We start from the raw sequence: 25,999 nt of genomic DNA, 5'->3' as shown, positions 1-25,999 counted from the left end.
GCAGAGCCTACTTAATTTCTAGTATATTTTAGGGAGGAATAATAATGCCCAGGGAAGATAATTATATTTTAGATATGCAGAATATAACTAAAATATTTCCAGGTGTAAAAGCAAATGATAATGTTAACTTATCAATAAAAAAGGGAGAAATTCATGCCCTTGTTGGTGAAAATGGTGCAGGTAAAACAACTTTAATGAATATTTTATATGGCCTTTATGAACCCGATGGAGGTCAGGTTTTTTATGAGGGAAATAAAATTAATTTAGATGGTCCTCAGGATGCAATTGAGTTAGGGATTGGAATGGTTCACCAGCACTTTATGTTAGTGGACCCATTGACTGTAACTGAAAACATTGTGCTTGGTAATGAACCGCGCAGTGGTTTGATGTTAGATCAGAAAACTGCCAAAAGAGAAGTTAAGGAAATTTCTGATAAATATGGGCTTTTTGTAGATCCGGATGCCAAAATACAGGATATTTCTGTTGGAATGCAGCAGAGAGTTGAAATTATAAAAACTCTTTATCGTGGCGCTGAATTATTGATTTTTGATGAGCCAACAGCTGTTTTAACTCCTCAAGAAATTGACGAATTATTTGAAATTTTTAGATCTTTAAAAGAACAGGGTAAAACTATTATTTTTATTACTCATAAATTAAAAGAGGTTAAAACTATTTCTGATCGAATAACTGTTTTAAGAAATGGAAAAAGTATTGATACTGTAAATACAGCCGATGTAACAAAAGAAGATGTTGCCGAACTGATGGTAGGGCGGCAGGTTCTACTGGAGGTTGAAAAAACCGAGGCAAAACCAGGAGCAGAAATCTTTAGTGTAGATAATTTAAACGTAAAGGATAATAGAGATATTCCAGCAGTTAAGAATATTTCTTTATCGGTTCGCAAAGGTGAAATTCTGGGAATTGCTGGTGTAGAAGGTAATGGACAGTCCGAATTAGTTGAAGCCATAACAGGGCTGCGTAATGTTGAAAGTGGTAAAGTTAATCTTCGCGGTAAAGATATTAGTAAATACAATGCCAGGCAGATTAAGCGCGAAAAGGTAGCTCATATACCGGAAGATAGACAAAAACGTGGTTTAATTATGGATTTTGATTTAAAAGAGAATATTATTCTGGGCTATCATGATTTGGAGCCTTTTTCTAAAAACGGAATTATGCAGTATGATAATGTTGCCAAATATACACAGGATTTGATTGATAAATATGATGTTCGTGGTGGAGGTATGGAGGCACAGGCTAAAAATTTATCAGGGGGTAATCAGCAGAAATTAATTGTTGCTCGAGAGTTTTCTCATGACCCTGAATTTTTAATTGCTTCTCAACCTACTCGAGGAGTCGATGTTGGTTCAATTGAATTTATCCATAAACAAATTATAGATAGACGCGATAATGGTGCAGGTGTTTTATTAGTTTCTGCCGAATTAAGTGAGGTATTATCTTTAAGTGATAGAATTGCAGTTATTTTTGAAGGAGAAATTGTTGATGTGTTAAAGGCTTCAGAAACAGACGAAAGAGAACTTGGTAAATTAATGACCGGTTCTAAATCTGAAGCAGGAGGTGAGAGCAATGAATAATTATTCAGATAAAATAAAATCTATTTTAACTGATTTAGGTTTATCCTTATTATCAATCGTAGTGGCATTAATTGTAGGTACTTTATTTATTTTTCTAACAGATAAATCTCCTCTGGACGCCTATTCTGCTCTTTACATAGGGGCTTTTGGTAATTTTAGTGCAATTGCAAATACTCTATGGCGCTCAACTCCATTAATTTTAACCGGACTGGCTGTTGCGCTTCCTTTTCGAGCTGGTCTGTTTAATATTGGTGCAGAAGGGCAGCTTTTAATGGGAGGATTTACTGCAGGAGTTGTTGGTTTTTATTTTACTTCTTTACCTGCATTTATTCACCTTCCTTTTGCTATTATAGCAGGTATGTTTGTTGGCGGACTCTGGGGAGGTTTACCCGGATTTTTAAAAGCAAAAATGGATGTTCACGAGGTTATTGCAACAATTATGTTAAATCATATTGCCATTGCTTTAACTATTAATTATGGAATAAATATTTTTAGAGATACAGGTCGGCCTGCTACTCCAAGAATTATGGATTCAGCAGCTATGTTTAATTTCAAAAATATTATGGATCATCCCTTTCTTTCTAAGCTTCCGTTTGCAGAATTATTTGCTCATCCTGCAATCAGGCTTCATATTAACTTTTTTCTTGCTCTAGCAGCAGCTGTTGTTTTATGGTATTTATTATTTAAAACAACACTTGGTTACGAAATGAGAGCTGTTGGTTTTAATCCGGATGGTGCAGAATATGGTGGTATTAATGCCAGTAAAGGTATTATAACTGCTATGTTTATTAGTGGTGCTGTAGCTGGACTGGCTGGAGTCGGAGAAGTTCTGGGTACTCACTTTAGCTTTATGCAGGGTATGGATGCCGGTTATGGTTTTACAGGAATAGCTGTTGCCTTAATAGGTCAAACTCATCCAATTGGAGTTATTCTGGGTGGTATTTTATTTGGAGCTTTAGCACAGGGTGGTCTGGAAATGCAGTTTTCAGGTATTCCTTCTGAAATTGTAATGTTAATACAGGCTTTGGTAATCTTCTTTGTTGCAGCCCTCCAGGTCTTTAAAGTATATCTTGCTAAAAGAAAAGCAAAAGGAGGGGTTGAATAATGGATACTTTAAAACAAATTTTCTCTTTGTCGTTATTTTTGGCCAGCTTTCGTTTTGCTACTCCGTTAATTCTGGCTGCTTTAGGAGGAATTTTTTCTGAGAGATCAGGAGTTGTAAATATTGCTCTGGAAGGAATGATTTTAATCGGTGCTTTTGCTGCTGTTTATGGTAGTGCAAGTACAGGAAATCCCTGGATTGGTGTGCTTTATTCTATGATTGCTGGTTTAGTTTTTGCAGCTATTTTGGCTCTTGTTTGTGTAACTTTTAAAGCTAATCAGATAGTTGTGGGAACTGGTATTAATATTTTTGCCTCTGGTATTACTATTTTCTTACTTCAGGTATTATTTGGAGTAAAAGGAACTTCACCAATGGTTGGAAGATTGCCAGCATATAGATTTTTTGGAGTTCGTTTTAATCCAATAACTTATATTGCACTGATCTTAGTACCTGTAGTCTGGTTTATTTTCTTCAAGACTCACTGGGGTCTGAGGATTCGTTCAATTGGTGAACACCCGGCAGCTGCGGATACCCTGGGGATTAGTGTTAATAAATGGAGATTTATTAGTGTTCTAATCAGTGGTGTTTTAGCCGGTTTGGCTGGTGCTCATCTTTCCATAGGAGATGGTAGTGCTTTTGTTAGAGAAATGTCTGCAGGACGTGGTTTTATTGCTCTGGCGGCTATGATCTTTGGTAAATGGCATCCCTTTGGTGCTTTTGGTGCGGCAATGTTATTTGGTTTTGCCGAAGCAATTGCGGTTAGAGTCGATTTTGCTTTTATACCTTCGGAATTAATCAGTGCAATTCCTTATGTACTTACTTTAGTTGTACTGGCTGGATTTTTTGGTAAATCTATACCACCAGCAGCTTCTGGAGAACCATATTATAAAGGTGAAAAATAGAAATTATTTAATATAATAGATTACTAATTAAGGACAGCATTTTTGCTGTCCTTAATTTTATTTTCTATGTAAAATTTTATTTATTTCCTCTCAAAAATAAAAAATAAGCTTAAAAAGATTAAATTAATTACTAAAGTATGTTATAATAATAAATAGTGTAAATTTATTTTGAATTTCAAAAAAATTTATTAATAAATTATTAACTGCTGTTAATAGTAATTAGTGCGTAAGGAGGACAATAAATTGGAAGAAATGGAACTTGAACTTGGCACTTTATTAAAAAAAGCCAGACAGGAAAAAGGATTAAGCCTGGATGATATTCAGGAAGAAACAAAGATTAGAAAAAAATATCTTGAAGCTATTGAAGAAAATAATTTTGATGTACTTCCCGGAAATGTTTATTTAAAAGTTTTTATTAAAGGTTATGCAAGAGAAGTAGGTATTAATTATCAGGCACTACTTGAAAATTACAAGATTTTGAATATTAAAGAAGAAAAAGAAAGCAATTTACAAAAAGATTATTTGAATGGGACTAAGGTTTCTACAGCCAATAAAAATAAAAACCGTAAGAATCCAGTAAAAATCATTTTTATTATATTATTAATATTATTTTTAGGAGCTGCTGCAGTTTATACCTATCAGTATGTAAATAATTCTGAGATTCGCTTATTAAATCAAAAGAATAATAGTCAAGAAAATATAAATGAAGAATCTGAACTTTTAGAAGTTCAAAATAATAATGATTCAGCTTCAGCAGCAGAGGAAGTTAAAAATAAAGACCAGGAGACAACAGGTGAAAATTCAGCAGCCGATCAAAATTCTGAACTTAATGTACTTAATAATGATAATTCTCCTGCTGATGATTTAACAGCTGAAATTTTTGATTCAATGGATTCTGATGTGCTTACGGAGGAAAATACTGAAATAATAGATCAGAATAGTTTTCAAGAACTGGATGGTTTGAATTCTCAGGAGCAGAGCCAAATTAACAAAATAATCGTTTCTGAAGATGCTGAAACACAAGAAACTGATTCAGCAGAAATGAAAACATCAGAAACACAGCCTGAGTTGGAGTCAGATACTCAGATCGATAATAATCAGAGTAAGATAGAAATTACAGCAGAGGAAACTGCAAGCAGTTCTGTTGAGGATGAGGCTAATCCGGACTTTGATAATACACTTTTATTTTTAGCTTCTGATACAGTCTGGGTTACAGTTGATCTGGATGGAAGCAATGTATTTAGCGGTATTTTAGAAGCAGGTGATCAGCGTCAATTTGAAATAGATGAGAGACTTTATATAAAAATAGGGAATGGAAAAGCAATAACAGCTGAGATAAATGGAGAAGCTTACGGTCCCTGGGCTGGAAGTGGTGAAATAGCAGAGGTAGAGTTTGTTAATGAGGGAGAAGATATAGTAATAAATAATTTGCGTGATTAATTTTATCCTGTTTTTTAAAAGATAAAAAATAATAGAACATAAAAAAACACCCGTTATTACGGGTGTTTTAAATATTCAAATGGTGGAGGGGAAAGGATTTGAACCTTTGTAGGCATCGCCGGCAGATTTACAGTCTGCTCCCTTTAACCACTCGGGCACCCCTCCAGGTTGAAAGTTAGAAGTTGGACAAGATAAGAAATAAAATATAATTTCCCAAAATACTTCTAACTAATTTAATATTAAAATTTAGAAAGTCAGAGATAGAATTAATCTTACTTCAGACTTCTGACATCTTAGATCTTAAAATGGTACCCTCAAGGGGATTCGAACCCCTGCCGCCAGGATGAAAACCTGGTGTCCTGGACCCCTAGACGATGAGGGCAGATAGCTTTTTCACAAGCACAATTAATAGTATATAGTAACTTTAGCAGTTGGTCAATTTAATTTGATAGTGATTATTTACTTTGATATTAAATTAAGTAGTTAATACTATTTTTTTTAAGTATTTTCTTAACTTTAAAGCTTAAAACAAAAATTTAGGAAAGAGTGATTTTATGTCAGTTAATTTATTTAATGCAGTCGAATTTTCGCATTTATTATTAAAAAAGACACTTAAACCTGGTGATAAAGCGCTTGATGCTACAGCAGGTAATGGATACGATACGAAATTTTTAGCTGAGCTTGTTGGTGCGGAAGGTAAAGTTTTCTCTTTTGATATCCAAAAAGAAGCTGTTAATAACACCCAGAAACTGCTGCAGACAGCTGATTTAGAAAAAAATGTTAAAATAATCAAAGCCAGTCACGCTGAACTTGACAGTTATTTAGAAGATAAAATTAATGCTGCAATTTTTAATCTGGGTTATTTACCAGGGGGGGATAAAAAAATTATAACTAGAGCTAAAAGCACAGTCAAAGCTCTTAAAAAGACAATTAAATTGATAGAAAATGATGGAATTGTTGTTCTGGTTATTTACAGTGGTCATCCTGGTGGAGATGACGAAAGAGATGCTGTCTTAAAATTTGTAGCTGATCTGGATTATAAAAAATATAATGTTTTAAATTATAAATTTTTAAATCAGCCAGGTCCTCCCCCACAGGTAGTAGCAGTAAAAAAAAGGATTTAAAAGCAGGCTAAAACCTGCTTTTAATTTTATATAAACTTTTTAGCCAATTTGGGAATAATTCCTGAATCAGTTTTGTTCATTATCCATTTTTCTGCTACTCTTTTGTTCATTAAGGAAATAGTTGGGAAGGAGTGTTGAGTCATCATAATATCAAACATTGAAATATTATGCTGAATTGCCAAGATCCATTCATGGATCAGTTCACTTGCTGCTTCTCCAACAATTGTGGCTCCAAATATTTTTCCCCTGCTGTTAGTTATAACTTTGACAAATCCTTCTGGTTTACCATCTGCTATTGTCCTTCCATAATCTTCATATCTTTCTTTTACAATCTGATAATTAATACCTTTTTCATTTGCCTCTTTTTCTGTAATTCCAGCCTGAGCAATTTCTGGTTTAGTAAATACTGACCAGGGAACCAGATAATCATCATAATTAAATTGTTTGATTGGAGTCGGGTTAATTGCATTCATTAAAGCCAGCATTCCCTGATGCATGGCAGCATGGGAGAGAAGAGCCTTACCATTACAATCACCAACAGCATATATTCCCTTTATATTAGTTTCTAAACGTTTATTAACCTTAATTCCAGTCTTAGCTGATTCAATACCTGCGTTATCAAGGTTTAACGGTTCTAAAACAGCTTTACGTCCGGTAGCAACTAAAATTTTATCAGATTCGAAGACTCCTACATCTGTATGAGTAATTATTTTTCCGTTTTTTTCTTCTACTTTATTGATTCCTGTGCTATTGTGAACTCCAATACCTTCTTTTTTGAATTTTTCTTCTAGAACTTTTCCGGCTTCTTGATCACCGGTTGGAACCAGGTGATCATCAATTTGAAAGATATTTACCTTAGCTCCAAGACGAGAGAAGGCCTGAGCCATTTCGGATCCAATTGCACCTCCACCAATAATTGTTAGAGTTTCAGGTATATCTTCCTGTTCGAAGATATTTAGATTAGTTAAGCGGGGAACATCTTTAAGACCCGGGATTGGAGGAATCATCGGTTCTGTACCGGTTGCAATAAATATTTTGTCAGCAGTATACTTTTTCCCGGCAACTTTTACTACTTTTTTATCAACAAATTTTGCTTCACCCTGATCAACAATTAATTTTGCTCTATCAAAAGCTTTCATTGTTTTATTACCACTAATTTTTCCAACCTTGTTTCTAACTATCTCTAAAGGATTTTCAATTTCAGTTTTTCCAGACAATTTTATTCCGTACTGTCTTAAATTTTCAGCAACTTCGTTAACTTCTCCAGCTTTCAATAAGGCTTTACTTGGTACACAGCCATAATTTAAACATTCTCCCCCAACTTTATGTTTTTCAATTGCTAAAACATCAAGTTCCATATTTGCAGCCATTGCTGTTACTGCCATGCCTGCCGGTCCCATACCGATTACTATTAAATCATGTTTTTCCATTTATAACCACCTCATATTTACTTATATTTAAGTTTTGCGATATATATGATAATATATTCTCAAATCAATTTCAAGTTATTTTTTATATTTAGTGTTTAAAAACACAAAATGTATTATAGTTTACATTCTTAAAGCTGAGATATGCAATATTTAGAATATTTTTATTAAATATCCAGCTAAAAATTTTGAAAATCAGGGTATAAGCAAGTATTTTCAAGATAAAATAAATTAAACTAATCTAAAGTAGAATAATTCCAATAATAAGACTTGACCTATACCTCTAACTCTATTATAATAATTATTGCTTGATTGAAAAACGCCTCGATTTAGGGGAGTAGCTCAACTGGCAGAGTAGTGGACTCCAAATCCATTGGTTGCAGGTTCAACTCCTGTCTCCCCTGCCATTTTCAATTTTATATTATGCTGATGTAGCTCAATTGGTAGAGCAGCTCACTTGTAATGAGCAGGTTACCAGTTCAAGTCTGGTCATCAGCTCCATTGAATTTTAAGGAAGTCGTTAGCGACTTCTTTTTTTTATTATCAAAATATTATTTTCTTTTGTTCTAGGCTACTAGCTTTTAAAATTTGCGGAGCTATACTTTCAATGCTATAATTAATAAAGGATGTGATTAATTTGGCAAATAAATACAGGCAGAATAAGATCAAACAGGAACATACTATAATCGAAGATATATTACCCCTGCTGGAGGATATTGCTCTTTCTAAACTGGTTAAAAGTATTATTCCAGGTAGAATAAATAGAAGAAAGGGTAGTGGAACTCCTGCCTACATTCAGTTGAAATATAATACAAGAAGTGGTATTAAATTAATTGCAAAGAATAGTTCATCTTTGCAGGAGGTTTTTGTAGTAACAGATTATCCAGACAAAACTATGGAATATTTAAAGAAACTTGATTTTATAAAGTAGCTGTTTAGAATTTAATTTGACAAAAGGACTTAATTTATATATAATATCTTTTGTTGGCAACGGGCTATGGCGCAGCTTGGTAGCGCGCTACACTGGGGGTGTAGAGGTCTCCGGTTCAAATCCGGATAGCCCGACCATTTTAGTATTAAAGCCCTTAGGAGGGCTTTTTTGTAGTTATAGAGCCTTAAAATTAGGGATATTATATATTTATTTATTAAATTTGACATTATAAAGGAGTAAAAATGATAAGATATTCTTTAATGACTTTAGGCTGTCCTAAAAACGAAGTTGACAGTCAGCATATGAATGGTTTTTTAAGAGGAGAAGAAGATTTTCAATATACAGATAATTTTGAAGAAGCAGAAGTTATAATTATTAATACCTGTGGCTTTATTCAGGATGCCAAAGAAGAATCCATTGAAACTATTTTGGCTGCTCTTGAATATAAGAAACAATATCAGTGTAAGTCTGTTATAGTAACAGGTTGTTTAACTCAGCGTTATAGTGAGGAATTAGAAACTGAAATTCCAGAAATTGATGCTGTTTTGGGCACCTCAAACTTTGATAAAATTGCAGAAGTAATACGAGAAAGTCTGGAAGGAAAAGAGACTGGTGGAATTGAAGAAGCCGGATTTGATTATAGTTCTGCTCTGCCCAGAGAATTGGATAACAATGTTTATGCATATTTAAAAATTGCCGAAGGTTGCAATAATAATTGTACTTACTGCAGTATTCCTCAAATTAGAGGAACTGTAAAAAGTAGATCAATTGCTGATATTAAAGCAGAAGCTGAAAAAATTGCCGAATCTGGAATCAAAGAGATAATTATTATTGCTCAGGATACAACTCAATATGGAGTTGATATTTATGGTCGTTCTGCTCTGGCACCACTCTTGAGAAAATTAGCTGAAGTTAAGGGGATTAAATGGATTAGAGTTTTGTATAGTTATCCAGAATTTATTACAGATGAAATAATTGAAGTATTTGCTGAAGAAGAAAAAATTTGCAATTATTTTGATTTGCCAATTCAGCATTCTTCTGCAAAAATAAGAAAGTTAATGAATCGCAGAGGAAATGAAGAAGATATCGCTAATATTATTAATAAGATTAGAAATAAAATTCCTGATGCAAAAATTAGAACATCACTGATTACTGGTTTCCCAGGTGAAGATGAGGAAGACTTTAGAAAGCTGAAAGAATTTGTCAAAAAATCTAAATTTGATAGATTAGGAGTTTTTGAGTTTTCAAGAGAGGAAGGAACTGCAGCCTATAATTTTGATCAGAGAGTTTCGCAAGAACTAAAAGCAGAAAGAAAAGAAGAGATAATGCAGTTACAGCAGGAAATTTCGCTGACTAAAAATAAAGAACTGGTTGGCCGTAAAATTGAGATTATAATTGAAGATCGTGAACAGGAAAATTATCTTGCCAGATCTCGTTATGATTCACCGGAGATTGATAACCAGATTTATATTCCAGTTGAGGAAAGTGAACTTGAAATTGGAGAGATCTATCAGGCTGTAATCAAAGAGGCCTTCCATTATGATTTAATAGGAGAGATTGAGGATGAATCTACCAAATAAACTATCAATTTTAAGAATTCTGCTGGTACCGATAATTATTTATCTGCTTTTAATTAACTCTTTATCTAGCAGTGCTGTGGCCTTGGCTGTATTTATTCTGGCAGCATTAACTGATAAATTCGACGGACATTATGCTAGAAAACATAATTTAATAACTACACTTGGAAAAATTCTGGATCCACTTGCAGATAAATTATTAATTATTGGTGTTTTTACAGCTTTTGTTCAAATTGGAGTTCTTTCTATCTGGCCATTATTGATTATTGTAGCAAGAGAACTGGCAGTTACAGGTTTAAGAGTGGTAGCAGCTGATCAGGGATCGGTAATTCCTGCAAATATCTGGGGTAAAACAAAAACAACAATTCAGATGATAACCGCAATTGCGTTAATTATTAATCCCCAAATTTTTAACTTACCACTAATTTTAACTGAAACTTTAGTCTGGCTGACAGTAATAATAACAATTTATTCGGGATATACTTATTTTGCTGCGGCAGAAGTTGATTACTCGTAAGGGAGGAAAACCATGCTTAAAAAAATGAATCATTTATTAGCAAGTGGATTTTACAGTGGTCATTTGCCTTTGGCTCCAGGAACCTGGGGCTCTCTATTAATGGTTTTGCTTGTTTTTTTCTTTCCAATTCTTAACAACATCTATTTTATATCTGCCCTTGCCATTGGTGGAATTGCTATTGCAAACTTTGAGGAACAGCAGACTGGGATAAAAGATGACAGTAAAATTGTTATTGATGAGATGGCAGGACAGTTATTAGCTTTTTATACTCTAAAAACAAGCATACCGGTTTTAATAGGAGGATTTGCTCTATTTAGATTATTTGATATAACTAAACCCTGGTTGATTGATAAGGTTCAGAGACTACCAGCTGGCTGGGGAGTAATGCTTGATGACATTCTTGCTGGTTTAACTTCATTAGTTATTTTAAAAATAATAATATTATTAATTTGAGAAATTTAATCTGATTTTAATCAAATCGACCTATTTTAGGTCGATTTTCTTATTCTAAAATGATATAATCATATTGAGGTGTTTTTATTGAAGACAGCAATAGTAGCAACAGGTTCGGAATTAATTAATGGACTTGTACAGGATAGCAATTCTAAATTTTTAGCAGAAAATCTTAGTAATTTTGGTTTTGAAATTGAAAATATTTTAATTTGCGGGGATCAAAAAGAAAGTATTAAAAATACTATTTATTATGCTTCTCAAAATGCGGATTTAGTTTTTGTAACAGGAGGTCTCGGTCCTACAGAAGATGATCTAACCAAAGAAGCTTTTGCAGAAGTCCTGAATTTGGAACTAATTTATTCTCAAGAAATAGAAAAAAAATTAAAAACCATATTCTGTAATCATGGTTCAGATATGAGTTCTAATAATTTATCTCAGGCATATATTCCAGAAGGGGCAGAAATTATTAATAATGAGAGAGGAACAGCTCCTGCCCTAAAGTTGGAAAAACAAAATAAGACTTTTTATTTGCTTCCAGGAGTTCCTGCTGAATTAAAATATCTGTTTAAGAATAAGGTTTTAAAGGATTTAAAAAAGATTAGTCAGAATAAAATAATGATTAGAGAATTTAATTTTATTGGTATTGGTGAGTCGACTCTGGCTTCCCAAGTTAAGCAACTTAATTTACCTTCAGAATTGATAATTAGTTATCAGGCTGGTAAAGCGGAGGTTAAATTGAGACTCAAAATTATTCAGAATAACTCTTTAAATATTGAAGATCAAACTGAACTTTTAAATCAGGCTGTGAGAGTTATTAAGTCTGAGTTTAGTGACTATATCTACAGTGAAGATCAGCAGAGTATAACAGAAAAAGTCCATGAATTATTGGTAACTAAAAATGTTCGGGTTGCCACAGCTGAATCTTTTACAGGAGGATTAATTGCAGAAAGATTGACTGAAAAAGCAGGTAGTTCAAATTATTTTTTAGGTTCAATTGTTGCTTATAATAAAAAAATTAAAAATCAGATATTAAATATTAAAACAGAGCTTTTAAACAATTTTGGAACAGTTAGTAAAGAATGTGTTCAGGCTATGGTTGAGAGTGCAGCAGAAATTTTCGGCTCAGATCTTACAGTTGCAACAACAGGAGCTGCTGGGCCTGACAATCACGATGGAAAAAGAGCAGGAACAATGTTTATTGCCATTTTGTATCAGGAACAGCTTAAAATTTTCGAACTTCATAAAAATTATGGCCGAAAATTAAATCGTTATTATACTTCGCAGATCGTTTTATTTGAAATTTATAAATTGATTAAAGAAAGTGAGGAAAAATAAGATGCTAAAAAAATCTCTTTATGTAACATTCATTATTTTTTTAATGTTTTCCGTTTCCAATTCTGTTCTGGCTCAGCAAAATGCCGAAACTACTCAGGTGCAGACAGCAGCAGATATTTTTACTGAAGCTCTAAATGATTATAATTCTGGAAACTATGCTCTGGCAGAAGAAAAACTAAATAAGCTTCTTAAAGAAGACCTGGATGAGGGGCTGGAATTTAGTGTTCTCTATTATTCTACCATGACTGCTGTCAATAGATATCAAACTTCTAAGGCAGTCGATTATCTGGAGCAGATGAATAAATTAGGTTTTCAAAGCGGGACTCTCAACTGGAAAATTGCAGAGTTATATTTAAATAAAAATAATCAATTTGATAGTGCAGATTTTAAGGAAGCTTTAAAATATCTAAAAACAGCAGCAGAACTGGGTTTAAAAAGTAATAATTTTAAAAGAGATTTAGCCTATGCATATTTAGAAAGCAGAGAACTTGAAAAAGCAGAAACTATATATCTGGAAATAATTGATTCCGATCCAACTGCAGTCGATTATTTGAATCTTGCTAAAATAAAGGAAAAACAGGATGATTTAAATCAGGCAGTAGAATATTATGAGACTGCTTTAGAATTAAATGGCTCTCAATCCTCACTTTATTTAAATCTGGGAAACTTATATCAAAAGTTAGAAGATTATAATTCAGCTATCTCGATATTTAACCAGGGTATAAAAAATAGAAAAGATTTTGCTCCCTATTATATTGGGCTGGGAGAAAGCTATCTTGAACTTGGACAATATACAGAAGCTGAAACAGCTCTAAAATCTGCTGTTGAGATTAATAAAAATTCTTACTATGGATACTATTTACTGGCGGAAGTAGCGGAGGCAAACGGAGATTTAAATCAGGCCTTAAATTATTACAGCCAGGCTTTAAAATACAATCCTAATTATGTAGAAGCTTATCTGGGGGAAGGAAAAATCCATCTGGATAGGGAAGAATATTATCGTGCTATTTCTAGATTTTCTCTGGCTGTAGAAAACAATCCTGATTATGCAGCAAGTCGTTATTATCTTGGACGGGCTTATTATGGAGCAGATATGCTTGAAGCTGCAAGGGCTGAATTAAGAAGAGCACTGCATATTAATGATAATTATCAGGAAGCTCGGGAACTGCTGGATAAAATAGAAAGAGAACTTGACATAGACTAAAGGGTGTTAAAATGAGATTATTTATAGGAGCCGACATTAATTCGCGCAGCAAAGAACTAATAGAGAATAGATTATCCAATTTAAAATCTGAATTAGATAATAAAATAAATTGGGTGGAAAAGGATAATTGGCATCTTACCCTTAAATTCCTGGGGGAAAGTACGGTTAAAGAAAAAGAAAAACTAATCGATATTTTAAAAGAGACTGATTTTTCTGTAGAAAATAAGTATTTACAATTTTCAAGACTGGATGCATTTCCTGATAAGGATGCGGCAAAAATTATTTATCTCGGACTTTCCAGAGGAAAAAATATACTGATTGATTTGCATCAAAACTTAGAAAATAAGCTTTCTAAAAATGGATTTCAAAAAGATGTGAGGGAATATAAACCTCATCTGACTCTAGGCCGTAATAAGGGTAAACCTTTCAAATTAAAAAAAGAACTGGGACAGCGGTATTTGATAAACATTTATGCCCGTCTGGAAAGTGTAAATCTTTATCAAAGCAAACTAAAAGCGGATGGTCCAGAATATATTAAACTATTTTCCATTAAATAGAAATCAAACCTTGCAATCATTAAACATTTGTTCTATAATATACTTAAAGACAAAAATTGCAGTTAAAATAAATTTGGGGAGGACGATGAATTTGGCAACTAGTGATAAAGAAAAAGCTCTGGATAAAGCAGTAAAAAGAATTGAAAAACAATTCGGTAAAGGTTCAATTATGAGACTTGGTGATTCACAGAAATTAAATGTGGAGGCTATTCCCACAGGTGCTCTGCCGCTGGATCTGGCTCTTGGAATTGGTGGTATTCCTAAAGGAAGGATCATTGAATTATATGGAAATGAATCATCGGGTAAAACTACTTTGGCCCTTCATATAATTGCAGAAGCTCAAAAAATGGATGGTATTGCAGCATTTATTGATGCAGAGCATGCACTTGATCCAAAGTATGCAAAAAATTTAGGAGTAAATATTGATAACCTTTTAATATCACAACCTGATAGTGGAGAAGAAGCTCTGGAGATTGGAGAAGCACTGGTCCGCAGTAATGCAGTAGATCTGGTAGTCATTGACTCTGTAGCTGCTCTGGTACCAAAGGCAGAATTAGAAGGAGACATGGGAGATTCTCATATGGGCTTACAGGCCAGACTGATGTCTCAGGCAATGCGCAAACTTTCAGGAGCAATCAGTAAATCTAAAGCTTCAGTTGTTTTTATAAATCAAATTAGAGAAAAAATTGGAGTTATGTTTGGTAACCCGGAAACAACTCCCGGTGGACGTGCACTTAAGTTTTATTCTTCGGTCCGAATTGAAATGAGGAGATCTCAAACTATTAAAGATGGAGATAAAATGATCGGAAGTACAGCTAAAGTAAAAATTGTGAAAAATAAGGTAGCTGCTCCGTTTAGAAATGCTCAGTTTGATATTATGTATGGTACTGGTATTTCACAGTCGGGATGTATCCTTGATCTTGGTGAAGAAATTGGAATCATCGATAGAGCCGGTTCCTGGTACTCTTATGGAGATGTTCGTCTTGGTCAAGGTCGAGAAAATTCAAAAGAATTTTTAAGAGACAATCCAGAAATTATGGAAGAAATAGACAATAAAATTAGAGTTAAGGTGGGCCTGGAAGAAGGAGAAGTTAAAGCAGAAAGTGAAAAAGAAAAGGAAGAGGAATAGTTTTCAATGGCTCAAATAGATAAAAAAGAATTTTCTAAAGCTCGTAATAAAGCTTTTAAACTGCTTAGCTACCGAGAAAGGACAATCAAAGAAATTGAAGATCGTCTGCGAAAAAAAGATTTTAGTGAAGTGGTTATTAAAGAAGTAGTTGACTTTTTGCTGGAAAATGATTATTTAAATGAAGAACGTTTTGCAGAAATGTGGATCAGGTCAAGAAAGAAACATCATCCGAGAGGGAGAAAATTGATTTACAAAGAACTTAAGGATAAAGGAGTTAATCAACGGATTATTAATTCTGCTTTAAACAATTATTTATCTGATCAAGATGAACGCGAAATGGCGAATCATTTAAAAGATAAATGGTTGCGCAGACGGACAGAAGAAGATAGCTCCAGTTATAAGTTGAAAAATTATCTGGCCAATAAAGGTTTTAGTTATGATTTAATATATAAGATTACAGATAAATAGATATAAATTGATGACTTAAAAGTCTGCCGGCGGCAGGCTTTTTCCTTTTAGTACCAGATTATCGTCTTTTCTTGACATAAGCTGCGAAAAAAGTTAAAATATTATTAGAAAATGTAAATATAAAATTAAAAAATTGAATATAGGACAGGGGGTGAATATTATTACTGGAGGTGTATTTTATTTTATAATAGCCCTACCTCTCGGAATTGTAATTGGGTATTTAATTAGGAAATATATTGCGAAAGCACGTATGCAGTCTGCAGAAGAAGAAGCAGAGAAGATACTCCAAGATGCAGAAAGAGATGCCAAGGCAAAGAAAAAGGAAATCACTCTTGAAGCTAAGGAAGATGCTCATCAAATTCGTGAAGAAGCAAATAAAGAAAGTCAGAAAAGAAGAGATGAGCTGCAGAAGTTAGAGAATAGACTGATGCATAAAGAAGAAAATCTTGATCGAAAATCTGAGAACTTAGAACGTAAAGAGCAGAGCATTAAAGATCGAGATAAAAACTTAACAAAGGCTGAAGAGGAAATTGAAGAAATCAAAAAAGAACAGAAAGAAAAATTAGAAATGATCTCTAGTTTCTCAGAAAGTGAAGCCAAAGAGTACCTTTTAAATAAGGTTGAATCTGAATTAGATCATGAATACGCAAAGATGATTAAGGAAAAAGAAGCACGGGCTAAAGAAGAATCTGAGAAGAAAGCGCGAGAGATTATTTCACTTGCAATACAGAGATCTGCTGCGGACCATGTAACAGAATCAACTGTTTCTGTTGTTAACCTTCCAAATGATGATATGAAGGGTAGAATTATTGGCCGTGAAGGAAGAAATATCAGGACTTTAGAAAGTCTTACAGGAATTGATTTAATTATTGATGATACTCCTGAAGCTGTTGTTATTTCTGGTTTTGATCCTATCAGAAGAGAAATTGCAAGAATTGCATTAGAAAAATTAATTGTTGATGGTCGAATTCATCCGGCTAGAATCGAAGAAATGGTAGAAAAAGCTGAGAAGGAATTGGATCAGCACATTAAAGAAATTGGTGAACAGGCAACATTTGATACCGGGGTTCATGGTTTAAACCCTGAACTTGTTAAACTGTTAGGAAGGCTTAAATTTAGAACAAGTTATGGCCAAAATGTATTACAGCACTCTATGGAAGTGTCCTATTTAGCAAGCATTATGGCTGCTGAATTGGGTGCAGATGTTACTCTTGCTAGACGTGGAGGTCTTCTTCACGATATTGGTAAAGCAATAGATCATGATATGGAAGGTACTCATGTCAATATTGGTGTTGATACAGCAAGAAAATATGGTGAAAGCGAAAAGGTACTTCATACAATTGAAGCTCATCATAATGATGTTGAATTTAAATCAGTAGAAGCTGTTTTAGTTGCAGCAGCTGATGCAATTTCAGCAGCAAGACCAGGAGCTCGAAAAGAAACACTGGAGTCTTATATTAAGAGACTTGAAGAGTTAGAAGAAATTGGTGAATCCTTTGATGGTGTAGAAAAAGCCTATGCCATTCAGGCAGGAAGAGAAATTAGAGTTATTGTTGAGCCTGATAAAATTAATGATGTTGAAAGTACTAAAATGGTTAGAGATATTACTAAGAAAATTGAAAAGAATCTCGACTACCCTGGTCAGATTAAAGTAGTTATTATTCGTGAAACCAGAGTAGTAGATTATGCTAAATAAAAATAACTAATTCTGAAATTAATGGGCTCCTCTTTGAGGAGCCTTTAATAAATTTACAATAAAAACTAGGAGAGCCTTTATGAATATTTTATTTATTGGAGATATTGTTGGTAGAGCCGGCAGACGTGCTGTCAGAACTTTTTTAAAAGATCTGATTAAGGACTATAAGCTTGATTTTGTAATAGCTAATGGAGAAAATTCTGCTGGTGGTTTTGGTATAACTAAAAAAGTAGCAGAGGAATTGTACGGTTATGGGATAGATTTTTTTACTATGGGAAATCACACCTGGGATAATAAAGATATATTTAAATTTATTGATGAGGATCCAAAACTGATCCGACCGTTAAATTTTCCTGACAATAATCCCGGTCGTGGCTGGCAGACTATTGAAATAAATTCTACAAAGCTAACTGTGGTAAATTTAATTGGTCAGGTTTATATGCAGGGAGTTGATTCTCCTTATCATAAGTTTATGAAACTTTATCCAGAAATTGAGGATTCAGATATTATTTTAGTTGATTTTCATGCAGAAGCTACGGGAGAAAAAATGGCCTTTGCCAGAGCTGTTGATGGACTGGTAACAGCTGTCATAGGAACTCATACTCATGTACAGACAAATGATGCACAGATTTTTCCTGAAGGAACAGCATATATTACTGATGTTGGTTTAACTGGTGCTGTTGATTCTATTTTGGGAATGAAACCGGATAAGATGATTGAAAAAATGAAAAATTCCTTACCCGTTAGATACGAAGTTGGTACTGGTAGGGTTAAAATTGAAGCCTGTTTGATCAAAACAGATGATCAAAATAATTCTGTTAAACAAATCATGGAAATAAAGAAAAATAATTTATAATTTTTTGAAAAAAAGCAGGAATTTATTTCATATATGGCTAATATATTATATAGAGGTAATTAATATATTATTCAATCAAGATCAAGGAGGTAATAAATAAAGATGGAAGTACTTAAAGTATCATCTAATTCTAGTCCTAACAAAGTTGCCGGAGCTCTGGCCGGTGTTCTCAGGGAAAATGGAAATGCAGAACTACAGGCTATTGGGGCAGGAGCTTTAAATCAGGGGGTAAAAGCAGTAGCAATTGCAAGAGGATTTGTAGCTCCCAGCGGAATTGATTTGATTTGTATTCCTGCTTTCACTGATATTGAGATTGATGGAGAGGAAAGAACCGCAATTAAATTAATTGTGGAACCCAGATAGAAATTATATCTGTTTGCCATTCTGGCAGACAGATTTTTTTTATTTTTAATCTTATTTTAACTTGTGTTATACAGGGGTTAAGTTATATAATAGATAATAGTTAGGGATTATTTATTAATCTGGAATAAGAATATTTGATTATTTTTTGAGGTGGCAGTATGAAAAAAATTTTGATAGTTGAAGATGAACAGAAGATAAGAAAAGTTATTAAAAGTTATCTTCAAGATGAATATAATATTTTTGAGGCTGTAAATGGAAAAGAAGCCCTATCTCTGTTTAAAACTAAAAACTTTGATTTAATTATTTTAGATTTAATGCTGCCCGAAATTAGTGGAGAAGAGGTCTGCCAAACAATAAGGCAGGTATCTGAGGTACCAATAATTATGCTAACGGCTAAAAGTAGTGAAGAAAATAAAATTGAAGGTTTTGATTATGGAGCGGATGATTATCTGACTAAACCATTTAGTCCTCGTGAGTTACTTGCAAGAACCAGAGCTATTTTAAGACGAAGCGGCAATCAAAATAGGGCGAGTATTATTTCACTAAATAGGGGAGAATTTAAAATATATCCTGATGAAATGACTGTAAAAAAAGAGGGACAGGAATGTGATTTAACGAGTACTGAATTTAAAATTTTGATGACTCTAATAAATAATGCAGGTCAGGTTTTAAGTAGAGAACAACTTGCTGATCAGGTTATGGGTTTAGAATTTAGTGGTTTTGACAGAACTATTGATGCTCATATAAAAAATATTCGTAAAAAAATGAATCTGGATAAAGACCAGTATATTGTTACTGTTTATGGAGCAGGATATAAATTTACAGGTGATATTTGATGTCAAAACTTGGTCAAAAACTTTTTGTTGTATTTTTAGTACTGGTTATACTCTCATTATTACTGGTCGGAGTTTTTATAAACTTTTCTATTGGGGAAAGATTTGATGATTTTATTAACTTACAGAGAGAAGAAAATGTTTCTGATCTTGCTTCAGTACTCAGTGAGAATTTTAAAAATAATGATTTTGCAGCTGTCCAAAATTTAGTAAATAATTTCAGTAGAACTAATAGAATTCCACTCTGGGTTGAAAATAATCAGGGAGAATTTATTTATTTTCCATCCCAGAATAATCAGATGGCACAGATGATGAGGAGAATGGGGATGATGAGTAATAATTCCCATTTCAATGGTGTTAGACAGTTACCGGATAATTACCCTGGCAGAACCAGGAGTCAGGAAGTTTATATTGGTTCTGAAAAAGTCTTAACATTATACTGGAAAGAAGTTAATGCAGAAAATCAGATTGATTCCGAGTTATATGATTATTTTAAGAATAATATCTATCGAGCAATTGTTTTAAGTGCTCTAATTGTAATTTTAATTGTTATTATTTTTTCTTTTATTCTATCAAAGAAAATTACTGAACCTTTAATTAAGCTAAAAAACGCAGCACTAGATGTAGCCAGAGGAAATTACCAGCAAAATATTAATAGCAAAGGAGATGACGAATTAACTGAGTTGATTAGGTCCTTTAATTTAATGAGTAAAAAACTTAATAAATTGGAAAAGATAAGAAAAGAATCAACTTCTGATTTAGCCCACGAATTAAGAACTCCTCTTACGACTATTAAAGGTTATCTGGAAGCGATAGAGGATGGAAAAATAAAAGCTAATCAGGAGAATATCAGTGAAATGCAGGAAGAAACTGAAAGAATGACTACTTTAATTGAAAAATTAAATGAATTCGCTGATGCTCAAAATAAAATATTTAATCTAAAAGAGGAAAAAATAAACTTAACTCCAATTATAAAAAAAATAACTAATCAGCATCAGAAAGCCCTAAAAGAAAAAAACATTGAACTTAGTTTAACTTTAAATAATGAGCTTAATGTTAAAGGAGATCAGGATAGTATTTTTCAAATTTTCAATAATATTATTGAAAATGCAATTAAATATAATGTTGAAAATGGAAAAATTAAAATTAATTCTCTGGTAACAAAAAATGAGATTGATGTTTTTATTAAAGATAGTGGTATTGGAATCAGCAGTGAGGACCTACCATATATTTTTGAAAGATTTTACAGAGCTGATAAATCTAGAAATTCTACAAATCAGGGTACAGGTATTGGCCTTGCTGTTGCTAAAGAATTAATGGAAGCTCATCAGGGTCAAATTAGCGTAGAAAGTAGTAATAATGGTACAGAATTTAAGTTGGTTTTTAAAAGGAGCAAGGATTAATTTAAAGGAATATGATTTTTTATATTGAAATAAAAAATTAGTGCATATTAATTATTTAATTATTAGATTTAAGAGGAGTGATTGGATTGGATTTAAATCGTATCTGGAATTTGTTGACATTAGGTGGACCAATGACTATACCACTTTTGATAGCTTCAATTTTTAGTCTGGCTGTAATAATCGAAAAAGCTATATTCTTTTATAGAAATAATGACAATAATTTTCGTTTAATTAAAAGAATTGAAATTTTAGTTGAAGAGGGTGACATTTTAAGTGCACTAAACGAGTTAAAAGGAAAAAAGAGTACTAATGCCAAGCTTCTTTCAACAGCTTTAGCTCATAATAGTGAAGATCCTTCTCGATTAAGAGAGGTTTTGCAGGCTGTTGGAGAAGATGAAATTAAAAAAATGGAAAGACATTTGCCAATACTGGATGTTGTTGCTATGATTTCTCCTCTATTAGGTCTGTTGGGAACTGTTATGGGGATTATTAGCAGTTTTAATATTCTTGGAACAGCAGCAGGTGCTGCAAATCCAGCTCAGATTAGTTCTGGAATTGCTGCTGCACTGATCAGTACTGCTTTAGGATTAATTATTGCAATTCCAACAGCAATATTCTATTCCTATTTTGCTCATAAAGTAGAAAGAAGGGCTCATCAGATGAATTTAAGCATGGTGGAGATTGTTGATGTTGTAAGTAATAATAGAGGTGACAGTGATGTTCAAAACTACTCTTAAGAAAAAAAGTTCAATCAACATAATACCCATGATTGATGTTATATTTTTTCTTTTAGTATTTTTTATGCTTTTTACTACTTTTAGAACTACTCCTGAGGGTATTGAAATGCAGCTTCCAAAGGCAGTTACTGCAACAGAACAGGATACAGAAAATTTTATTGTCCAGATTGATTCGGATGGAAATTATTATTATCAAGACCAATCTTTAGCTTTAAATCAAATTATTTCTGAAGCGGAAGTTGCAAATAATGAAAATACTAATTTGACAATTGTAATTAGTGCTGATAAAAATACGCGGTATGAAAATGTTGTCTCTTTAATGGATGGAATGAGAAATGCAGGAATTACACAGCTGGCACTAGCTGCAGATAAAGAAGGTAGTTAATGGGATGGTGAATTTATGCCTAATAAAAATGACGATCGAAAATTACTGTTATATATAAGTGTATCAATTATACTACATTTAATAATTTTGTATTTTCTTCCAATTGGTTTTCTGCATGGGAGTGCTCAGAGTGAGAATGAATTAGATGATTATGGTTATGTACAAATGGTTGAATATCAACCTGCTCCTTTAGATGAAGAAAATGTTGACAAAAACGCTGAACTAACTGAAAAACCAGCAGAAAAAAGGCAGGAAAAAACTAAAGAAGAAGTCTTAGAAGAGCCAAAGCCAGATGAGGAACAAAAAACTGAATCAGTAAAACCTGAACCAGTAGAACCCGAAAAAAAAGAAGCAACAAAACCGGAGCCGGAACCTGTAGTTAAAGAACAGCAAAAAGCTCAGATTGAAGAAAAACCAGCTCCCAAGAAGGAGGTTAATAATTCTGAAGCGGTAGAAAAACAGAAAACTGATTCTAAGCCGGAACCTGTAAAACAGGAAGTCAAATCAGAACTAGTAACTGAAGATGTTGAGCCTAAAACTGAGACTAAATCAAAACCGGAACCGGAAGCAGAATCAAGTTCTGAAAAAACCGATATTATGGCCAGTAAAGATAGTGAAAGCGAGCTGGAAGTTGCTCAAAAAGAACCTGAAAAGAAAAAAGAAATAGAAAAAAACAAAACTGAGACAAAAGAAGAAAATATTGAAAAGCCAAAAGAAGAAAGCAGCCAGAGCTCTCAAACTAAACCAGAAGAAGTTACTCAGTCTGAACAGAAAACAGCTGAAACTAGTTCTGATGAAACCAGTACAGATAATAACACTACTCAGGAGAAGGAGGAAGTTAATCCACCACCTCCGCCTACTGCAGGTGATTTGATTGGTTTGATTGAACCACCAACTTTTCCCAAAGATTTAGTTGGAAGTCGTTCTGAGGGTACAGTTAGACTAATGGTTGAACTTTCACCAGGTGGAATTGTCAATAATATTGAGGTAGTTGAATCTTCTGGATATGATTCTATGGACAGAGTGGCTCAGCTTACTTTAGAACACGGCTGGGAATTTAAAGAGTATCAGCGTTCCTATAGAATTCCTGTCTCAGTAAGATATTATATTGATGAATCTGATAACAGTCAGGTGGAAGTAAATATTGGAGAAGTTGAATTTGTTGCTGGAGGTGAGTGATAATTAATGGAAAAATATAGAAATATAATTTTAGTGTCACTAATACTTTTATTAATCTTTTCAATTCAAACATCAGCTCAGGATAATTTTTTTCAGAATGTAGATGAAGATAATAATCTTCGATTTGGAAATGAATATATAGTAATTGTGGTTAATCAAAATCAAAACTCGCAGGGGAGGTTTGCTGTCGAAACAACTGGTGGTGCTCCAGCGCGAGAAAATGATGATAATAAACCGCTAATTTATGGCCGGCCTAATCCCTGGACATCCTATACTTCACTCTGGATTAATGATCAGAAATATGTTTTTGGTGGTTCAACAGAGAGAAGAGCTGGTGATGGGGCTAAATATGGTGAGGTTATCCAGGAACCAACAGTAGAGGATAACCAAATTGTTACCAGAACTCGTTTTGATAATATTGTAGTTGAACAGATTCTTTCAATTGTAAAAAGTTCAACAACTGGACTGGCAGATAGTGCACAGATACAGTATAGAGTTACAAATGAAGGTCAGAAAGAAGAAAAAGTTGGGCTCAGAATAATGCTTGACACTATGCTGGGGGAAAATGATGGGGCTCCCTTTAGACTTGGTGAAGACACCATTTCAACTGATAAACTATATTATGATAAACAGCTTGATGATTTCTGGCAGGCTTTTGATAGTGTTTCTAACCCTCAGGTTACTTCTCAGGGATCATTTATTGGTCCTGATGTAAGTACACCAGATAGAGTTTATTTTTCTGACTGGGGCAGTCTGGCAGATGGTGTCTGGGATTTTGATTTTAACCCGGGTCAGGATTTTATGCGTAAGGGCGAATATGAGATAGACAGTGCTATAGCAATGTACTGGGTACCTGAAATAATTGAGCCTGGAGAAACTAAAACCTATATTACAAAGTATGGACTTGGAGGTATAACAATAGTTCCTGGTATTTTGTCACTGGGAGTAACATCACCGGCAGAAGTAACATTGGATGATAATAATCAGACTTTCCCTGTGGTAGCATATTTAGAAAACACTTCCGAAATTAATGCCCGGAATGTATCAATTAAAATTGAACTTCCCGATGGTTTTAGTGCAGATCAGTTAAGCAGAAATCTTGGTGATATGGAGCCGGGAGGAATTTCTCAAATAACCTGGAATGTTAGTGCTAGTAATAGAGATAATCTTCCTGAAAATATGACCTACAGAGTTATAGTGGATGCTGACAATACAGATTCCAATGAAGTTGAAAGACGAGTCGAATTTCTTGGTCCACCTGAGCTAAATGCTGATATTACATTAATGGAGGATGTGCAATCTGTTGATGGTAGATTAGAACCCAATCCATTTAGAATTCAGGCTGAGATTAATAATTCTGGAGAAACTTCACTTTATGGAGTTGAAGCAGAATTAATACTGCCACCCGGTTTAGTTACAGCCAGCAGAGAAATTAGTAAAAAGAATATTGGAATTCTGAGAACTAATGAAAAGATTAATATAAACTGGGCAATCGAAGCCTTAAGAGTTGATGGTACTCTACCTTTTGCTTTAAAGGTTAGTGGTTTAAATAATTACCAAAAAACGATTGTTGAAGAGATTAGTTTACCAGAATTAAAACCACTTATTTTGCTCAGGGAAACCAGGGGACAGAAAGATGAGGATTATTTTGCTGTTGACATTGTTGCTGCAAATATTGCAGAAGCTGAAAATATATCCTTTACCCTCAATTATGATAGCGAAAAATTACTGTTAACTCATATCTCGCGTGGAGATTTCTTTGTTGGTGAAAATAACAATCTGCTGCCATTTAATAGGCCGGATAGATCTGAAAGAGGAAAAATTTTATTTAATCAAGAATTTCCATTTAATAAATCAAATGGGATTATTGCAACAGTTCATTTTAAATTAAAGGAAGAGGATCCGGGGAATATAAATATTAGTAATCTAAAAGCAGTAAATGGACCTGGTAATCCTTTTAAAATTGAAATCAGAAATATTTTAGAGGAGGAAAATTAAATGTTAAAATATAAAAACATATTTTCGATAGCTTTATTATTTGTCTTAATCTTTACTTCAGGTGTTTTTGCTCAGCAGTTTGATGATGTTCCTCGTGATCACTGGGCTTATGATAGTGTTCAGTATCTGGCTGATAAAGGTTATTTAAGTCTTTATTCGGGAGAGGATTTTAATGGAGATCAACCTTTAACAAGATATGAAATGGCAGAAATTATTACTAATGTACTGCAAAATACCACCAGTGGAGCTGCTTCTCAGAATCTTTCGGAAGAAGATGTTGATGTAATTCGCGAACTTTCTCTGGAATTTAGAGATGAACTGGTTACGGTTGCTCAAAAGCAGAAGGAGTTTGAAGAAAGATTACAGAATACAGAAGATAAGAACCAGATTCAGGATGAAGATATATCTAACATTAATGTTCGGGTATCTGAACTTCAGGAAGAGGTTCAGGATATTGCTGATCATATATCCAGAATGGCAGAATTAGAAGAAAATGTTAACGGTCTGGACAACCAGATTAATAGTTTAGAAAAGGAATTAAATGCTATTAAAGAAGAAGGAGTTTCCGGACAAAAGCTGCAGGAACTGGAAGATAATCAGAGTATTAATATGACAAGAATTGAAGAATTGGAAAATAGAATTTCAGAACTTGAAGCTGAAAAGAAAGCGGCCAATAAAGAGCTGAAAGAAGAAAAGGGTTCTTTAAATACTGGTTATATACTTGGAGCACTGGCATTACTTGCTTTAATTCTTTAATTTAAAATAAGGGATTATGGTAGATTGATTATATTTTA

Annotated in this window: 25 protein-coding genes and 5 tRNA genes; 27 read left to right on the top strand and 3 right to left on the bottom strand. The window is 33.5% G+C overall.

Annotation, left to right across the window (positions count from 1 at the left end; all coding sequences use genetic code 11):
- Positions 1–44: 44 nt before the first annotated feature.
- The 4 genes from BW929_RS01020 (at position 45) to BW929_RS01005 (ending at position 5,033) form a co-directional block, all read left to right on the top strand.
- Positions 45–1,589: an ABC transporter ATP-binding protein gene (locus BW929_RS01020; RefSeq protein ID WP_076543499.1), complete on the top strand. Its 1,545-nt coding sequence runs from the start codon at positions 45–47 to the stop codon at positions 1,587–1,589.
- A complete protein-coding gene (locus BW929_RS01015; RefSeq protein ID WP_076543498.1) occupies positions 1,582–2,694 on the top strand; it encodes an ABC transporter permease in 1,113 nt (370 codons plus the stop codon). The genes BW929_RS01020 and BW929_RS01015 overlap by 8 nt, the downstream gene beginning before the upstream one ends.
- Positions 2,694–3,593: an ABC transporter permease gene (locus tag BW929_RS01010; protein ID WP_076543497.1), complete on the top strand. Its 900-nt coding sequence runs from the start codon at positions 2,694–2,696 to the stop codon at positions 3,591–3,593. The genes BW929_RS01015 and BW929_RS01010 overlap by 1 nt, the downstream gene beginning before the upstream one ends.
- A 252-nt stretch (positions 3,594–3,845) precedes the next feature.
- Positions 3,846–5,033, top strand: a complete 1,188-nt coding sequence (locus BW929_RS01005; RefSeq protein ID WP_234978044.1) for a helix-turn-helix domain-containing protein — start codon at positions 3,846–3,848, stop codon at positions 5,031–5,033.
- A gap of 80 nt (positions 5,034–5,113) precedes the next feature.
- Here the strand turns inward: BW929_RS01005 and BW929_RS01000 are convergent.
- A tRNA-Tyr gene (locus tag BW929_RS01000) sits at positions 5,114–5,198 on the bottom strand.
- A gap of 141 nt (positions 5,199–5,339) precedes the next feature.
- A tRNA-Glu gene (locus tag BW929_RS00995) sits at positions 5,340–5,415 on the bottom strand.
- A gap of 172 nt (positions 5,416–5,587) precedes the next feature.
- On the opposite strand from BW929_RS00995, the gene BW929_RS00990 reads away from it, so the two are divergent.
- A complete protein-coding gene (locus BW929_RS00990) occupies positions 5,588–6,157 on the top strand; it encodes a tRNA 5-(aminomethyl)-2-thiouridylate-methyltransferase MnmM (RefSeq protein ID WP_076543495.1) in 570 nt (189 codons plus the stop codon).
- 26 nt (positions 6,158–6,183) lie between these two features.
- On the opposite strand, the gene BW929_RS00985 is transcribed toward BW929_RS00990, so the two are convergent.
- Positions 6,184–7,587, bottom strand: a complete 1,404-nt coding sequence (locus BW929_RS00985; protein ID WP_076543494.1) for a dihydrolipoyl dehydrogenase family protein — start codon at positions 7,585–7,587, stop codon at positions 6,184–6,186.
- 328 nt (positions 7,588–7,915) lie between these two features.
- Here BW929_RS00985 and BW929_RS00980 point away from each other — a divergent pair.
- The 22 genes from BW929_RS00980 (at position 7,916) to BW929_RS00875 (ending at position 25,961) form a co-directional block, all read left to right on the top strand.
- Positions 7,916–7,991, top strand: a tRNA-Trp gene (locus BW929_RS00980).
- 18 nt (positions 7,992–8,009) lie between these two features.
- A tRNA-Thr gene (locus BW929_RS00975) sits at positions 8,010–8,085 on the top strand.
- A 136-nt stretch (positions 8,086–8,221) separates the two neighbouring features.
- Complete coding sequence (locus BW929_RS00970) at positions 8,222–8,515, top strand: DUF2103 domain-containing protein (RefSeq protein WP_076543493.1); 294 nt, start codon at positions 8,222–8,224, stop codon at positions 8,513–8,515.
- 60 nt (positions 8,516–8,575) lie between these two features.
- Positions 8,576–8,652, top strand: a tRNA-Pro gene (locus tag BW929_RS00965).
- A 105-nt stretch (positions 8,653–8,757) separates the two neighbouring features.
- Complete coding sequence (rimO, locus tag BW929_RS00960; RefSeq protein ID WP_076543492.1) at positions 8,758–10,095, top strand: 30S ribosomal protein S12 methylthiotransferase RimO; 1,338 nt, start codon at positions 8,758–8,760, stop codon at positions 10,093–10,095.
- The gene (pgsA, locus tag BW929_RS00955; RefSeq protein WP_076543491.1) at positions 10,079–10,609 is read left to right on the top strand and encodes a CDP-diacylglycerol--glycerol-3-phosphate 3-phosphatidyltransferase; all 531 of its coding nucleotides are present in this window, start codon (positions 10,079–10,081) and stop codon (positions 10,607–10,609) included. Before rimO ends, pgsA begins: the two co-directional genes overlap by 17 nt.
- Before the next feature lie 12 nt (positions 10,610–10,621).
- The gene (locus tag BW929_RS00950) at positions 10,622–11,062 is read left to right on the top strand and encodes a phosphatidylglycerophosphatase A family protein (protein ID WP_076543490.1); all 441 of its coding nucleotides are present in this window, start codon (positions 10,622–10,624) and stop codon (positions 11,060–11,062) included.
- 87 nt (positions 11,063–11,149) lie between these two features.
- Positions 11,150–12,397: a competence/damage-inducible protein A gene (locus tag BW929_RS00945; protein ID WP_076543489.1), complete on the top strand. Its 1,248-nt coding sequence runs from the start codon at positions 11,150–11,152 to the stop codon at positions 12,395–12,397.
- Between the two features lies 1 nt (position 12,398).
- Positions 12,399–13,601 carry a tetratricopeptide repeat protein gene (locus BW929_RS00940; RefSeq protein ID WP_076543488.1) on the top strand — a complete coding sequence of 401 codons (1,203 nt, stop codon included), beginning with the start codon at positions 12,399–12,401 and terminating at the stop codon, positions 13,599–13,601.
- An 11-nt stretch (positions 13,602–13,612) separates the two neighbouring features.
- Entirely contained in the window at positions 13,613–14,158 is a 546-nt protein-coding gene (thpR, locus tag BW929_RS00935) for an RNA 2',3'-cyclic phosphodiesterase (protein ID WP_076543487.1), read from the top strand.
- A 91-nt stretch (positions 14,159–14,249) separates the two neighbouring features.
- A complete protein-coding gene (recA, locus tag BW929_RS00930) occupies positions 14,250–15,287 on the top strand; it encodes a recombinase RecA (RefSeq protein ID WP_234978039.1) in 1,038 nt (345 codons plus the stop codon).
- Between the two features lie 6 nt (positions 15,288–15,293).
- Positions 15,294–15,755, top strand: coding sequence for a regulatory protein RecX (locus BW929_RS00925; RefSeq protein ID WP_076543485.1), 462 nt, complete (start codon positions 15,294–15,296; stop codon positions 15,753–15,755).
- A 151-nt stretch (positions 15,756–15,906) separates the two neighbouring features.
- The gene (rny, locus tag BW929_RS00920) at positions 15,907–17,451 is read left to right on the top strand and encodes a ribonuclease Y (protein WP_076543484.1); all 1,545 of its coding nucleotides are present in this window, start codon (positions 15,907–15,909) and stop codon (positions 17,449–17,451) included.
- Between the two features lie 79 nt (positions 17,452–17,530).
- Positions 17,531–18,307, top strand: coding sequence for a TIGR00282 family metallophosphoesterase (locus BW929_RS00915; protein WP_076543483.1), 777 nt, complete (start codon positions 17,531–17,533; stop codon positions 18,305–18,307).
- Positions 18,308–18,409: 102 nt separating this feature from the next.
- Positions 18,410–18,670: a stage V sporulation protein S gene (locus BW929_RS00910; RefSeq protein WP_076543482.1), complete on the top strand. Its 261-nt coding sequence runs from the start codon at positions 18,410–18,412 to the stop codon at positions 18,668–18,670.
- 158 nt (positions 18,671–18,828) lie between these two features.
- Complete coding sequence (locus BW929_RS00905; protein ID WP_076543481.1) at positions 18,829–19,506, top strand: response regulator transcription factor; 678 nt, start codon at positions 18,829–18,831, stop codon at positions 19,504–19,506.
- The gene (locus BW929_RS00900) at positions 19,506–20,906 is read left to right on the top strand and encodes a HAMP domain-containing sensor histidine kinase (RefSeq protein WP_076543480.1); all 1,401 of its coding nucleotides are present in this window, start codon (positions 19,506–19,508) and stop codon (positions 20,904–20,906) included. The genes BW929_RS00905 and BW929_RS00900 overlap by 1 nt, the downstream gene beginning before the upstream one ends.
- 77 nt (positions 20,907–20,983) lie before the next feature.
- The gene (locus BW929_RS00895) at positions 20,984–21,643 is read left to right on the top strand and encodes a MotA/TolQ/ExbB proton channel family protein (protein WP_233493796.1); all 660 of its coding nucleotides are present in this window, start codon (positions 20,984–20,986) and stop codon (positions 21,641–21,643) included.
- Entirely contained in the window at positions 21,624–22,028 is a 405-nt protein-coding gene (locus tag BW929_RS00890; RefSeq protein WP_076543478.1) for an ExbD/TolR family protein, read from the top strand. Before BW929_RS00895 ends, BW929_RS00890 begins: the two co-directional genes overlap by 20 nt.
- A gap of 15 nt (positions 22,029–22,043) precedes the next feature.
- Positions 22,044–23,207 (top strand): TonB family protein, encoded by a 1,164-nt coding sequence (locus BW929_RS00885; RefSeq protein ID WP_076543477.1) that lies wholly within the window; start codon positions 22,044–22,046, stop codon positions 23,205–23,207.
- A 6-nt stretch (positions 23,208–23,213) separates the two neighbouring features.
- Positions 23,214–25,205, top strand: coding sequence for a hypothetical protein (locus BW929_RS00880; protein ID WP_076543476.1), 1,992 nt, complete (start codon positions 23,214–23,216; stop codon positions 25,203–25,205).
- Positions 25,206–25,961 (top strand): S-layer homology domain-containing protein, encoded by a 756-nt coding sequence (locus tag BW929_RS00875; RefSeq protein WP_076543475.1) that lies wholly within the window; start codon positions 25,206–25,208, stop codon positions 25,959–25,961. It begins immediately after the preceding gene.
- The last annotated feature ends 38 nt before the right edge of the window (positions 25,962–25,999 follow it).

The organism is Halanaerobium kushneri (assembly GCF_900156285.1).
Lineage (GTDB): Bacteria > Bacillota > Halanaerobiia > Halanaerobiales > Halanaerobiaceae > Halanaerobium > Halanaerobium kushneri.
Note: the sequence above shows the minus strand (reverse complement) of the source record. Positions and strands in the feature narration are given on the sequence as shown.

Coding starts and splice junctions, on each gene's coding strand:
- BW929_RS00990 (WP_076543495.1), top strand. CDS start 5,588: ATGTCAGTTAATTTATTTAATGCAGTCGAATTTTCGCATTTATTATTA.
- BW929_RS00900 (WP_076543480.1), top strand. CDS start 19,506: ATGTCAAAACTTGGTCAAAAACTTTTTGTTGTATTTTTAGTACTGGTT.
- BW929_RS00925 (WP_076543485.1), top strand. CDS start 15,294: ATGGCTCAAATAGATAAAAAAGAATTTTCTAAAGCTCGTAATAAAGCT.
- BW929_RS00915 (WP_076543483.1), top strand. CDS start 17,531: ATGAATATTTTATTTATTGGAGATATTGTTGGTAGAGCCGGCAGACGT.
- BW929_RS01015 (WP_076543498.1), top strand. CDS start 1,582: ATGAATAATTATTCAGATAAAATAAAATCTATTTTAACTGATTTAGGT.
- BW929_RS00950 (WP_076543490.1), top strand. CDS start 10,622: ATGCTTAAAAAAATGAATCATTTATTAGCAAGTGGATTTTACAGTGGT.
- BW929_RS01010 (WP_076543497.1), top strand. CDS start 2,694: ATGGATACTTTAAAACAAATTTTCTCTTTGTCGTTATTTTTGGCCAGC.
- BW929_RS01005 (WP_234978044.1), top strand. CDS start 3,846: ATGGAACTTGAACTTGGCACTTTATTAAAAAAAGCCAGACAGGAAAAA.
- BW929_RS00910 (WP_076543482.1), top strand. CDS start 18,410: ATGGAAGTACTTAAAGTATCATCTAATTCTAGTCCTAACAAAGTTGCC.
- thpR (WP_076543487.1), top strand. CDS start 13,613: ATGAGATTATTTATAGGAGCCGACATTAATTCGCGCAGCAAAGAACTA.
- BW929_RS00880 (WP_076543476.1), top strand. CDS start 23,214: ATGGAAAAATATAGAAATATAATTTTAGTGTCACTAATACTTTTATTA.
- BW929_RS00875 (WP_076543475.1), top strand. CDS start 25,206: ATGTTAAAATATAAAAACATATTTTCGATAGCTTTATTATTTGTCTTA.
- rimO (WP_076543492.1), top strand. CDS start 8,758: ATGATAAGATATTCTTTAATGACTTTAGGCTGTCCTAAAAACGAAGTT.
- BW929_RS00885 (WP_076543477.1), top strand. CDS start 22,044: ATGCCTAATAAAAATGACGATCGAAAATTACTGTTATATATAAGTGTA.
- BW929_RS01020 (WP_076543499.1), top strand. CDS start 45: ATGCCCAGGGAAGATAATTATATTTTAGATATGCAGAATATAACTAAA.
- BW929_RS00940 (WP_076543488.1), top strand. CDS start 12,399: ATGCTAAAAAAATCTCTTTATGTAACATTCATTATTTTTTTAATGTTT.
- BW929_RS00905 (WP_076543481.1), top strand. CDS start 18,829: ATGAAAAAAATTTTGATAGTTGAAGATGAACAGAAGATAAGAAAAGTT.
- BW929_RS00985 (WP_076543494.1), bottom strand. CDS start 7,587: ATGGAAAAACATGATTTAATAGTAATCGGTATGGGACCGGCAGGCATG.
- BW929_RS00890 (WP_076543478.1), top strand. CDS start 21,624: ATGTTCAAAACTACTCTTAAGAAAAAAAGTTCAATCAACATAATACCC.
- pgsA (WP_076543491.1), top strand. CDS start 10,079: ATGAATCTACCAAATAAACTATCAATTTTAAGAATTCTGCTGGTACCG.